Genomic DNA, 12,561 nt, shown 5'->3' with positions numbered 1-12,561 from the left:
ATTTTTTCATTAGTTGATAGAAGTCAGTTTTTTCGGGAACTGCGTGAGTATTTCAACGCCCGTTTCCGTAACCAATACATCGTCTTCAATTCGCACGCCGCCTACACCTGGAAGATAGATGCCTGGCTCAATCGTAAATACCATCCCTGGACGAAGCGCTTCTTGGTTCTGGCTGTGAACAGACGGATATTCGTGTACATCCATCCCAAGTCCATGCCCCAGACGGTGCATGAAGTATTCTCCGTAGCCTTTTGCGGTAATGACATCGCGAGCGGTTTTATCCAAATGCGCAAAGGTCACACCCGGACGAATCTCAGCAATTGCTGCTTCGTTGGCAGCCAATACTGTCTCGTAAATTTCTTGTAGCTGGGCACTTATCTCGCCTACAGCAAAGGTACGAGTAATATCGGATACATATCCGTTTGCAGCCACCCCGATATCAAACAAAAGCAAGTCGCCTTCTTGGACTTGGCGTGTTCCTGGCTTTCCGTGTGGCAGTGCCGACTTCTCCCCTGCCAATACCATGGACGTAAAGGATGGACCTTCTGCACCCAAGCGCTTCATCTGGAATTCCAGCTCAGCTACGATTTCGGTCTCGGTCATACCTATCTTGACTTTTTTCAGGGTCTCCCGCAAGGAATCCTCGACCAACACAACAGCGTGCTTCAGACGATCCACTTCATCCGCGGATTTGATCAATCGCATTTCACGCAGTGGCTCTTCCACGTCCACATAGCTCGACGCCAGAACAACTTGCCCAAGTGCTTCGTAGCGCTCGACAGTCATATGACTTTTCTCAATTCCGAGCTTCGCCAAGTTCGCTGGCAACACTTGCTTGAGAATTTCATACGGGTTTTGGATATCCGTATGTGTATAGATATCTTGAACGAACGAAGCTTCTGCCGCTGCTTCTCGATCAAGAGCAGGTACAATCAAGGAAGGCTTTCCCTCAGCAGGAATAACAAGACCCATAAAACGTTCATGCGGGTCAGTAAAAAATCCGGTCAAATAGTAGACGTGCTTGGGAGAGGTAATCAACACCGCGTTCAGCTCTTGCTCTGTCAAAAACGTGTGGAGCTTCGAAATGCGCTCTTGAAACAACTTCTTCACCCTGCTTTCACCAATTATTCTATTGCGAGAATACCACTTCCCCATCAAAAAAAGAAGAGTTCAATTGCAAAATCTACTTCGTATCGGACAACCTAAGGGTGGGGTGAAAATAAAATGGAACAAATACTCGTGCATCAGGATGGCAAACAGTTTACTTTTCACATATCGGGAAAAGGCCAACCGTTATTGTGTATCCATGCGCCATGCATCGGCTCTATCAATTTTATTTATCAGCAAACACTCGCAGATACATATCAGCTCATTGTCCCTGATTTGCCCGGACATGGTGACAGTTCGCCGATGGAGAAGCCTTTTTCTATTGGAGAGTTGGCAGAACAGCTCCATAGGCTGATCCCGTCACTCGGCATTGAGCGTCCCTTTATTTTAGGGTACTCCCAAGGTGCTTCTATCGCCCTTGAATATTGTCTTCGCTATCCTGATCATGCACAAGGCGGCATACTCGTGAGCGGTTTTTCCGAAGTAAATGACCTGTATTTACATGGACGATTCTGGATGGCACAGGCATTGTCGATGCTTCACGGAGCTCCTCTTTTAGCCCGTTCGATTGCTTCCTCACATGTCGATGACCCAGAAATGCGGGAAAAGTGGACAGCGCACGCCTCCAAAACAGATCCCACCAGCCTGAAATACCTTTACGCTGCCGGACATCGTTATCAATGTACGGAGCGTCTTGGGAATATCCAGCTTCCGATTTTACTTGCCTATGGCGAACAAGATAAACGGATGCATCATTATGCGCAAATGCTTTCGATGAAATTGCCAAAAGCAAGACTCGAGATGATCCCTAACGTAAAACATCAAGTCATCACGAAAGCTGCTCCTGCTTTCAATCAGTTGTGCCGCACCTTTATGGAACAAGGATAAATAAGAAAAGACAGAGGGACGGCATCTCCATTCCCTTCTGTCTTTTTGCAATTGGATTAGCTCTTCATTCGCGGGTCGAGTGCATCGCGCAAGCCGTCCCCGATTAAGTTAAAGCCGAGAACAGTCAGCATGATAGAGAGCCCCGGAAAAATAACAGTCCATGGTGCTTTCTGAATGTACTGACGGGAATCAGCAAGCATTTTTCCCCATTCTGGTTCTGGTGCTTGTGCACCCAGCCCGAGAAAGCCAAGTGCAGCTGCTTCGATAATCGCTGTTGCGATCCCCATCGTCCCGGTCACAATAATTGGGGCGAGGCTGTTCGGCAAAATATGCTGCATGATAATCCGGGAATTTTTCATTCCGATTGCCCGTGCAGCCATGACGAACTCTTCTTCCTTCAAGCTCAATACGCGTGCGCGCACCAAGCGTCCAAATGTCGGAATGTTAATAATTGCAATCGCAATCAAGGCGTTTTGCAGAGAAGGCCCCAAGATGGCAACGACAGCGATAGCCAAAAGAATACTTGGAAACGCAAGCATAATATCAAAGAGACGAGAAATGATCGTATCGATCCATCTGCCATAGTATCCTGCCAAAAGACCGAGCAAGGTCCCTGCGAGAACGGAGCCAATGACAGAGAACGTCCCTACCCACAAGGAGATTTGTGCCCCATAAATAACGCGACTAAATACATCACGACCATTGTAATCTGTTCCAAACCAATGCGCTTCAGAAGGCGGCTTGTTTTTCATCACGAGCTCGCCTTCGTAGTACGGATACGGAGCAATCCATGGAGCTAGTACCGCCACAACAATGAAAAACAAAATAATCCCGAAGCCCACCAACGCCAGCTTGTTTTTTCGCAGCGTCCTCCATGCATCCTTCCAAGGAGAGACTACTTCTTCTTGCTTCACTTTTAAAGGTACTACCTGCGCTTGTGGTTGTAATTGTGGTTGTGCCATGTCTCTTCGTCCCTCCTTAGCGATATTTGATGCGTGGATCGATATAGGCGTACAAAAGGTCGACCAAGAGATTGATCAGGACGAAAATCGTCGCGATCACAAGAATACCGGATTGGATAACCGGATAGTCACGGTTTCCAATGGCAGTCACAATATAACGACCGACACCTGGCCATCCGAAGATCGTCTCTGTCAAAACAGCTCCACCCAGCAGCAACCCTGTTTGCAAACCAATTACCGTCAAAACAGGGATCATCGCATTTTTCAGTGCATGCTTGTACACGACCCAAAACTGTGTCAGCCCTTTTGCACGAGCGGTTCTGACATAGTCGGCTCGCATGACTTCCAGCATGCTCGAACGAGTGATACGTGCAATGATCGCCATCGGGATCGTACCTAACGCGATTCCTGGCAGAATTAAATGCTTGATAACCTCCCATAGCTGATCCCAACGACCAGCCATCATCGTATCCAGTATATAAAAGTGCGTAATGGCCTCTACGGGATTACGCGAATTGTCGCGACCAACTGATGGCAGCCATTTCAGTTCTTGGGCAAACACCCATTGCTCCATCAAACCTAGCCAAAAAATCGGCATGGATACACCAACCAAAGCGATCAACATCGCACAGTAGTCAAACCAGGAGTTTTGCTTCCACGCAGAAAGAATCCCTGCATTTACACCGATAAACACCGCAATCAGCATGCTCACAATTGTAAGTTCAGTCGTCGCCGCCAAATAAGGCATGATTTCATCTGAAATCGGCGCATTCGTTTGCAATGATTCCCCAAGATTTCCGCTCAAAATATTTTTCATATAATCGAAATACTGTATGTACCACGGATTATTCAATCCCAATGCTTCTCGTATGTCTGCAATCGCTTGTGGTGTTGCTTTTTCTCCCAAAATCGTCAAAGCCGGATCACCAGGGATGGCACGAATAATGGAAAAAACGATGATTGACATGCCCACTAAGACAGGAATGAGCATTAAAATTCTTCGAATGCTGTAAGCTAGCAATGCCATCTCCTCGCCTTCCTGCATAAAATAATCGCTACATAATGAATGAAAGGAGGGTAAGAAGAGGTATGCACTCCTCTTACCCTTTTCCTAATGAAATAGCTTACTTGAAGTCTACCTTTTCCAAACTTTCAGATCCTTTTGGATGCGGGTTGTAGTCTATGATATTCGCTTTTCCTGCCAATGCTGGTGTAGAGTGTGCCAGCGGAACCATTGGCACATCTTTGAAGATGATCTCTTGTACTTGTTTGTACAGCTTTTCACGCTCTGCTTGGTCTGGATTGGATTGAGCTTTCATCATCAATTGAGAAGCTTCTTCGTTTGCCCAGCGTGTATAGTTGTTGCTACCGATGCTGTTTTTGTCGAGCAAGACAGCAAGGAAGTTGTCAGGGTCTCCATTGTCACCTGTCCAGCCAAGCATGAACATTTCTTGCTCACCCAAACGAGTCTTTTCCAAATACGTTGCCCATTCCATCGTCACGATCTCAGCATCAATCCCGATTTTCTTCAGGTCTTGCTGGATTGCTTCTGCAATTTTCACACCTTCTGGCATGTACGGACGTGGAACTGGCATTGCCCAGAACTTGATTTTAAAGCCGTTTGGATGTCCTGCTTCCGCTAGCAATTGCTTTGCTTTATCGAGGTTGAACTCACGATCTTTAATATCGTTGTTGTGTCCCCACATGGTTTTTGGCATTGGGTTGACTGCTGGTTCTCCAACCCCATCGAAAAAGGCTGTTACGATTTCAGGTTTGTTAATCGCATAAGCAATAGCTTCACGAACTTTTGGATTGTCGAGTGGCTTCTTCTCGACGTTAAAGCCAATGTATCCAATGTTATTGGTAGGACGCAGGAACAGTTGCAGGTCTTTGTTATCTTTTACTGCTGGGATATCATCTGTGTTCAGACCATCCATCAAGTCGATCTCACCAGATGCCAAAGCAGTTAGACGTGCCGTGTTTTCCGGAATGACCTTGAACACGAGCTTATCCAGCTTCGGATATCCTGGGCTCCAGTAATCAGGGTTTTTCTCGAGCGTGATCGTGTCGTTGCGCTTCCACTCTACGAATTTGAAAGGCCCTGTACCGATTGGGTGCTCATTAAATTTCTTAACATCCTTTTTCAATGCCTCAGGCGAGCCGATCGCGAAAGGAGACATGGCCAGGTTGGCAAGGAATGGAGCCAGTGGACGATTCAACGTGAATTTTACAGTGGTCGGATCGACTGCTTCCACAGATTTGATAATGTGAGTCGCGTCACCCTTGTAACCACCAAATTGGCTCACGTAGTACTCGAAGCCCTCTGGTGAATGCTGTGGATGGCTCTTGTCGCTCCAGCGCTCAAAGTTGTATTTGACCGCCTCTGCATTGAAATCAGTTCCATCGTGGAATTTCACGCCTGATCTCAGTTTCAGCGTATAAACGAGACCATCAGGAGTTACTTCCCATTTCTCAGCCAACGATGGAGCGAGCTCTGTTGAGCCATCCGCGAAGCCAATCAATGTATCCATAATGTTCTCGGTTACCTTAAATGTCTCACCATCAGTTTGCGTGATTGGGTCAAGCCCTTTTGTGTCTGCACCGCGACCGACGATTAATTGCTTCGGTCCAGTTTTTGCAGGCTCAGTTGCAGGTGCCGGAGTTTCTGTCTTTGGTTGTTCTGCCGGCGCTTGTGTCGTAGTGCTAGAGCATCCAGCAATCAGCATGGCCAGCGCCACTAGGCTGGTCATGGTTGCGGAGAGAACTCTCTTCTTCATGAAAACATCCCCCTTTTTCTAATATTGGTCGCATGTTCCTTTTTGGTAGATGGTCGATACAATACCTACTGCTTTGCATCCCCCCTTTACAAGACTTCCTATTCGGCAGGCAAACTCCCTTTTGTCGATTAGGACTTGTATAAGTGACAAGCAACAAAGTGACCGTCGCCTGTGTCCGCAAATTCTGGCCGCACAGTTCGACACTCCTCTGTTACATGGGGACACCTCGTATGGAATGTACAGCCACTTGGAGGTTTTGCAGGGCTCGGCACATCTCCCTGAAGAATAACTCTTTCGCGTACTGCGTCAGGGTCTGGCGAAGGTACCGCCGACAGTAGTGCTTTCGTGTACGGATGGAGCGGATTGGAGTACAATTGGCTACTCGTTGTCAGCTCAACAATTCTGCCAAGGTACATCACGCCTACCCGATCACTAATATGACGCACTACACTCAAATCGTGGGCAATGAACAAGTATGTAAGGCCGAATTCGCGTTGCAAATCCTGCATGAGATTGAGCACCTGCGACTGAATGGACACGTCCAGTGCAGACACAGGTTCATCCGCAACGATCAATTTGGGTTTGAGCATCAGTGCTCTCGCAATGCCGATCCGCTGCCTCTGTCCTCCGCTGAATTGATGTGGATAGCGGCTCGCGTGATAGCTGCTCAGACCAACGATCTCCAGCATTTCCTGCACGCGCTTTTTTCGCTCTGCCGAAGAACCCAAGCCATGTACAATCAAAGGCTCTTCCAAAATCTTCTCAATATTATGTCTAGGGTTAAGCGAAGCAAATGGGTCCTGAAAGACAATTTGCATGTCACGTCTCATCTTTCTCATTGCATCTGTGGAAAGTGACATGACATTTGTCCCGTCAAAGTTGATTTCACCTGAGGTCGGTTCAATCAGTCGAAGCAAGGAACGCCCCGTCGTGGACTTTCCACAGCCGCTCTCCCCTACCAGACCCAAAGTTTCGCCACGCTTAACGGTAAACGATACGTCATCTACCGCCTTTACTACACCTACTTCCCCTCCAAGAACACCGCCTGTGATTGGGTAGTATTTTTTCAGATTTTTTACAACCAGAAGATCTTCTGCCACCTGCATGCTCCTCTCGGGTTATTCGGTCAGCCAGCAACGGGAAAGATGATTGTCCCCTACCACTTTTAATTCTGGCATCTCACTGCGGCATCGGTCTGATACTCTATCGCATCTTGGTGCAAAACGGCATCCGACAGTAAGCGAACCCGGAATCGGGACGTTGCCTGGAATCGAATAGAGACGCTCCTGTGATCCTTCCAGCTTCGGCAACGAATTCAACAAGCCGATCGTATAAGGATGCTTCGGATTTTTTAAGATCGTACGAACATCGCCTTGTTCAATCACGTTGCCTGCGTACATCACCACGACGCGGTGACACATTTCCGCAACGACCCCAAGATCATGGGTAATGAGGAGAATGGCTGTGTCAGCTTCCCGGTTGAGTTGGCGCATCAGGTCCAAAATCTGCGCTTGAATCGTCACGTCGAGCGCAGTAGTAGGCTCGTCTGCAATCAAAAGCGCCGGATTGCAAGCCATAGCCATCGCAATCATAACGCGCTGCCGCATGCCTCCGGAAAGCTGGTGCGGGTATTCATCGACAATCGCTTCCGCTCGAGGAATTCCGACTTTTTTCAACATCTCAATAGCACGTGCTCTTGCGTCCTTTTTGCTCGCCTTCGTATGTAATCGGACTGATTCTCCTATCTGGTCTCCAATCGTAAATACCGGATTTAAAGACGTCATCGGCTCCTGAAAGATCATCGCAATTTCATTTCCACGGATGTCTCTCATTCGCTTTTCGTCAACAGATACGAGGTCCTCCCCCTTGAATTTAATCGAGCCTCCCACGATTCTCCCTGGGGGATTGGGTACTAGCTTCATAACGGAAAGGGAGGTAACGCTTTTTCCGCAGCCGGATTCGCCTACGATACCGACTACTTCTCCTTTTTGCACCGTGATCGTCACGCCATCAACGGCAGGGATTTGGCCGCGGTCCGTGAAAAAGTGCGTTTGCAGGTTTTCGATTTGTAGGACAGGATGTGACACGTGGCTCACCTCTCTCACCGATATATACTTCCAAAATAGACCTATCAATAGACATTATTACATTTATTCAATTTTTTCGCAACACAATAAATTCAAACTATTACCTCTTTACTGACTAAAAAGAATATTTCACTCACGCTTAAAACTTATGGAAAAGAATTTTATGATAGCCCTTTCATTGTTGATGTAGCCTCACTTGCACGGTTTAAGCAGATCGTATGATGCATCTGTGGTCACATGCAAAAGACCCGCCTGTACGGGTCTTTGGTCACTGGGGCTTTCTGCACCCCTTCTTTTTGCGCATAAACCATTTTCACGGTTCAAAAAAACTCCCTACCCAATCGACAAAACTCTGCGCCCCACTTTTGATGCTTCCGCCCAAAGTCAAACCGATTCGACTAACGTAGTTGACCATTTCCTTCGGGTTGGCAGTCTGAACCTGCTTGCCCATGACCGCTATCTCTACTTGCCCTTGGTCAACTTTTTTGATGGAAAAGGTTTGAGCCTGCCCCTCAGGCACTCCACTCACCTTGGATATTCCACGCTCAGCCGTTTGCAATCCCAAAACTACCCCGACCAGCAAGATGATTAACAGTCCAGTCAGCTTCATCGTCACGTTCATGCCCGTCACCTCTTTGCAGGCTCGTCAGAAACTGTTTTGCCTACTTTTTCAGCTTGCTGATAATAGGTTGCGAAAACATCAGCCAATGCCTCTGCCGTATTCTTGCTTTCCTGCACACTGTTTTCCGTACCACCTATTTCTATTAACAGGCTTCCCGGAGAGAGGGACTGATTATACTCGCCATGATCCGTTTTTGCGCCTTTTTCCATCACGCCACGCGAAAGCTCTGGGTACATTTTTTCCATCAACTCATGCAGCTCTGTTGCAAACGCCTCATTTTTCTCGTAGCTTTTGTTTCTTTTTCCGATGACGAACAATACTCTTCCATACGTTTTCCCTTTGATTGTCACTGTTGTACGCTCACGTGGCGCTGTGTCTCGATGCAGATCGAAAAAGTAGTACAGTTCCTTGTTTTTCTCCGTTGCCGCTTTGACCACTTGCAATGATTCCGCGTAGGAGAAGGAGTAATGCATTTTTTTGTTCAGCAGTTGCTGATAGATGTCGTCAGTACTCACATCGGATCCAATTCCTCTGTCATTCAACGCTTCAGATAAATGCTTGCTGATTAGCGATATATTTCTCGTAGGATGATCGACCGAGGTTCCCACAGGCTTCGTCTCACTAAACCACGATTCCCGGTTGTGCGAGTTGTAGATGTAAACGATTTTTTTGCCGTCCGTGATTGAATTAGGCACAGGAGCTGGCTTTGCTTCGCCTGACTTCGTGGTATCCTCCGGCTTTGGCTCTACAATTGGAACTACTTGCGATTGATCCGCTACCTGTCTGGGATGCGCGGGATACTCCAAGTAAAAATCTGCGAGAGAAGCCCCTTTTCCCTGTACGACAAACCTGGCATCCTCTGTCGTCACCATCCCAGGGAGCTCCCTGCCTAGCAAGCTACGCAAGTCTCCCGGCTGTATATTGGTTGCCAAGCGAAAGAGAAAACCCGTTACGCTATTCGTGCGATCATCAGCCTGTGCTTGCACCGTTTCGGACAAAACCGGAATTTCCTGCCCCATCCATCCCAAAATCGCCAGACTGGAAATATGAGAAGCTGCCTGTTGAATGGCGGAGGACGAAATTGCGATTCGGTTCCCGCCGAGCGAAAGCACACCTGTCATGACAAACAGGAAGGCGGTTATAAATGAAAGAACAACGAATTGGCGTTGAATGAGGGTCGCCATCTGTCTCACTCCTCTGGCTGTAGCATGGTTGCACGTCGGGAGAACTTCCCCTCGTGCTTGTCTATGCTTTAGCTTATGAGGCTCATAGAGACGATAGAACCCTTTTCTAGCTTTTCTCTCTCACTCTAGCTTTTCACGACTTAGTGGGTGTACGAGCCGCTATTTTCTTCATTTACGGCACTGTGCAAGGCGCGATTCAGGCCTGTTGCGATCACATTCGCGACGCCTTCAATAAAATCATCTATTTCTTTTGGAGTGACGACCAGATCCTGTCCCAACGGTCGGAGGACCTCATGAATCAGTTGGCGTTTCTCTTCTTCCGGCAGTGAACCTACCAATCCCATAAATGTCTTGCGGGATTCCAAGTCAGGCAAATCCTCTTCCGTATACGGTTCCTTCCGCTCCGGCAGCGTACTCAATGCCAGCTTGTTAAACGCCCGCTTGCTCTCCACCATCGATTGTCCAAAATGCCCCAGCAAGTATGTAATCGCATCGTTTACAATCGTGGAGGCAAAAACGACCGTAGGCACTCCTATCGCAATCACAGGCACACCAAGTGTCTCCTGATCAATCGCTTTTCGCTTGTTTCCGACCCCTGATCCGGGATGAATCCCAGTATCCGATATTTGAATCGTCGTGTTGACCCGGTGCAGAGCACGGGACGCGAGAGCATCGATACAGATGACAAAATCGGGTTTGCTTTTTTCCACGACACCAAAAATTATTTCACTCGTTTCTATGCCCGTAATCCCAAGGACACCCGGTGATAGCGCACTGACTTCCCGATACCCTTCTCCAACAGTTTCAGGCGCCAGCGTGTACAGATGACGTGTGATCAACAAATTTTCCACAACCATCGGTCCCAACGCATCCGGGGTCACATTCCAGTTGCCGAGACCAACAACCAGAGCCTTTTTGTCCTCAGAGATTCCCAGCTGTTTGAGAAACATCGCAAATTCGGCGGAGAATCGCTTGGCCACCTGCTCCTCAATCGATGTATCATTATCCCGCAGCTTAGGCACTTCAATCGTAAGGTAATGCCCCGGGAGCTTGCCGATTTCCTTTCCCGCTTCCTCTGTTTCCACATGTAATCTCGTTACTTTCACATTGGGCTCGCTGTCGTCAGCTTGCAGCCAAATGCCCTCAATATCACTCTGGTTTTGCTGCTGGGCAAGCTCGTGGGCCTCCAAGGCCAGATCCGTACGAATGGAATAACCCGACAAGTCAATGTTATGTGCCATGTTCATCAGCTCCTTTGATCTGAAGTGAAAAAAGTACTGACCATTTTGTTCCTGCTACTAGCTTGCTTGAATCCTTCATTTTTATTCCGAATCCTTTCTTGCAAATGGATTCGCCCCATGCTAGAATTACTTTGTTGTATGACTGTATGTCTATGGTCGTATTAAGGAGGTGACACACATGCCAAACATTAAATCCGCGATTAAACGCACCAAAACAATCGAAAAGCGTCGCGCACACCGTGCTTCTCAAAAGTCTGATCTGCGTACTTCCATCAAGAGCTTTGAGAAAGCTGTCGCTGCTTCCGATGTAGCATTGGCGAAATCTACTCTTCTGGTGGCTGTGAAAAAGCTGGACAAGGCCGCTTCGAAAGGTCTCATTCATAAAAACGCAGCAAACCGTCAAAAGTCTCGTTTGATGAAAAAGCTTAACGTTCTGAGCGCTCCTGTAGCGTAAGAGACCAAGCGCAAAAAACCCCGTGAACATCTTGTTCTAGGGGTTTTTTACTGTAAAAAACGTCATGATCGCTTTGTTCGTTCATCATGTGCACGTGCAATAAATAATTCGAGGGCGAGACGCTTGTCCACTTGCCCTGACTTCATCCGAAAATCTTCTTCCGCCAGAATGCCCAGCAGTTTTTTCAACGATTCCTCGGAAAAATGACGCGCTTGCTCCATTGCTTTTTTCACCGCGTAAGGATGCATTTTAATCATGCCTGCTATCTGTTGCTGTGAATAACCACGCGGAGCCAATTGCTTGACATGCAATAGCATGCGGAACTGCCTCGCCAAGAGAGCCAGCAGCTTGATCGGCTCCTCTCCTGTTTTCATGCAGTCGTACATCATCCTGAGCGCCTTGTCCAATCTCCCTGACGCGACCTGTTCAATCAGTGCGAATACATCCTGCTCCAGCGTACGTGCTCCGAGCAGCTCGATGACGTCATCCGTGATGCTTTCACCCACCCCGACAAAGAGAGCCATCTTCTCGATTTCCTTGTCCAGAAGACGCAGCTCGGCTCCCACTCGCTCTACAAGCTTCATGGCTTGCTGACGATCGATTTTCGCCTGATATTTACCCACCTGCCGCTCTACCCAGCCGTACAAATCCCCGTCTTTTAGCAACGGAAAAGGGATCACTTTCGCTTTTTGTTGCAGCGTTTTGACCAGCTTTTTTCGTTCATCGAGCTTGTCAGCTTCTGTATGTAGAATAAGTGTGGTATAGGGAGGCGGATTTTGCAAATAATCGAGCAGAGCATCCGGGTCGCTTTCTACCTTTGTCGAAGGCTTGCTTCCTGTTAAAAAGTAGGCTTGTCTGGCAATCACCAATCGATGCTCGCCCATAAACGGCAAGGTTTCCGCATCCTGCAAAATTTCACTCAATCCTGTTTCGGTACAATCATACACGCTCATATTCAAATCCATAAATTCTGGATCAATCATTTCTTTACGAGCCAACGCCAAAAAATCTTCGGCCAAAAAAGACTCCGGACCGTATAAGACGTAGATCGGCGAGAAATGTTTTTGCCGTATTTCGCGAATAGCCGATAGGAGTGGCATACGTTTTCTCCCCTTTCCTTCTTCTTACCTGCGTTATTATAGCACATGTTGATCAGAGCAAAGCGAAAAAAAACCGCCACCAGTGAATCGGTAGCGGTTTTTTCATCCGTTGGCACCTCTATGTAAACGTTTAGGGAAA

12 protein-coding genes are annotated in these 12,561 nt (G+C 47.7%); 2 read left to right on the top strand and 10 right to left on the bottom strand.

All coding sequences use genetic code 11. From position 1 onward, the window contains the following. Positions 1–9 precede the first annotated feature (9 nt). Complete coding sequence (locus C7R94_RS13920; protein WP_233220559.1) at positions 10–1,101, bottom strand: M24 family metallopeptidase; 1,092 nt, start codon at positions 1,099–1,101, stop codon at positions 10–12. Positions 1,102–1,224: 123 nt separating this feature from the next. Here C7R94_RS13920 and C7R94_RS13915 point away from each other — a divergent pair, with 123 nt between their 5' ends. Continuing rightward, a complete protein-coding gene (locus C7R94_RS13915) occupies positions 1,225–1,995 on the top strand; it encodes an alpha/beta fold hydrolase (protein ID WP_106781983.1) in 771 nt (256 codons plus the stop codon). Between the two features lie 56 nt (positions 1,996–2,051). Here C7R94_RS13915 and C7R94_RS13910 read toward each other — a convergent pair whose 3' ends face one another. From C7R94_RS13910 to gpr, 8 genes are all read right to left on the bottom strand, one after another. After that, positions 2,052–2,957 carry an ABC transporter permease gene (locus tag C7R94_RS13910; protein WP_106781982.1) on the bottom strand — a complete coding sequence of 302 codons (906 nt, stop codon included), beginning with the start codon at positions 2,955–2,957 and terminating at the stop codon, positions 2,052–2,054. A gap of 16 nt (positions 2,958–2,973) precedes the next feature. Beyond that, positions 2,974–3,984 carry an ABC transporter permease gene (locus tag C7R94_RS13905; protein WP_047072593.1) on the bottom strand — a complete coding sequence of 337 codons (1,011 nt, stop codon included), beginning with the start codon at positions 3,982–3,984 and terminating at the stop codon, positions 2,974–2,976. 97 nt (positions 3,985–4,081) lie between these two features. Beyond that, positions 4,082–5,734, bottom strand: a complete 1,653-nt coding sequence (locus C7R94_RS13900) for an ABC transporter substrate-binding protein (protein WP_106781981.1) — start codon at positions 5,732–5,734, stop codon at positions 4,082–4,084. 128 nt (positions 5,735–5,862) lie between these two features. Beyond that, positions 5,863–6,834: an ABC transporter ATP-binding protein gene (locus C7R94_RS13895; protein ID WP_106781980.1), complete on the bottom strand. Its 972-nt coding sequence runs from the start codon at positions 6,832–6,834 to the stop codon at positions 5,863–5,865. 18 nt (positions 6,835–6,852) lie between these two features. Continuing rightward, a complete protein-coding gene (locus C7R94_RS13890) occupies positions 6,853–7,821 on the bottom strand; it encodes an ABC transporter ATP-binding protein (protein WP_106781978.1) in 969 nt (322 codons plus the stop codon). A gap of 313 nt (positions 7,822–8,134) precedes the next feature. Beyond that, positions 8,135–8,443 (bottom strand): YqxA family protein, encoded by a 309-nt coding sequence (locus C7R94_RS13885; protein WP_007727739.1) that lies wholly within the window; start codon positions 8,441–8,443, stop codon positions 8,135–8,137. Between the two features lie 5 nt (positions 8,444–8,448). Next, positions 8,449–9,627, bottom strand: a complete 1,179-nt coding sequence (spoIIP, locus tag C7R94_RS13880; RefSeq protein WP_106781977.1) for a stage II sporulation protein P — start codon at positions 9,625–9,627, stop codon at positions 8,449–8,451. A 140-nt stretch (positions 9,628–9,767) separates the two neighbouring features. Next, the gene (gene gpr / locus C7R94_RS13875) at positions 9,768–10,868 is read right to left on the bottom strand and encodes a GPR endopeptidase (RefSeq protein ID WP_106781976.1); all 1,101 of its coding nucleotides are present in this window, start codon (positions 10,866–10,868) and stop codon (positions 9,768–9,770) included. Positions 10,869–11,046: 178 nt separating this feature from the next. Here gpr and rpsT point away from each other — a divergent pair, with 178 nt between their 5' ends. Beyond that, entirely contained in the window at positions 11,047–11,322 is a 276-nt protein-coding gene (gene rpsT, locus C7R94_RS13870) for a 30S ribosomal protein S20 (protein WP_005833151.1), read from the top strand. A gap of 62 nt (positions 11,323–11,384) precedes the next feature. Here rpsT and holA read toward each other — a convergent pair whose 3' ends face one another. After that, positions 11,385–12,422 carry a DNA polymerase III subunit delta gene (gene holA, locus C7R94_RS13865; RefSeq protein ID WP_106781975.1) on the bottom strand — a complete coding sequence of 346 codons (1,038 nt, stop codon included), beginning with the start codon at positions 12,420–12,422 and terminating at the stop codon, positions 11,385–11,387. Positions 12,423–12,561 lie beyond the last annotated feature (139 nt).

It is taken from the genome of Brevibacillus sp. NRRL NRS-603 (genome assembly GCF_003013445.1).
Classification (GTDB): Bacteria; Bacillota; Bacilli; order Brevibacillales; family Brevibacillaceae; genus Brevibacillus; species Brevibacillus formosus.
This window is presented reverse-complemented; position numbering and strand designations above follow the sequence as displayed.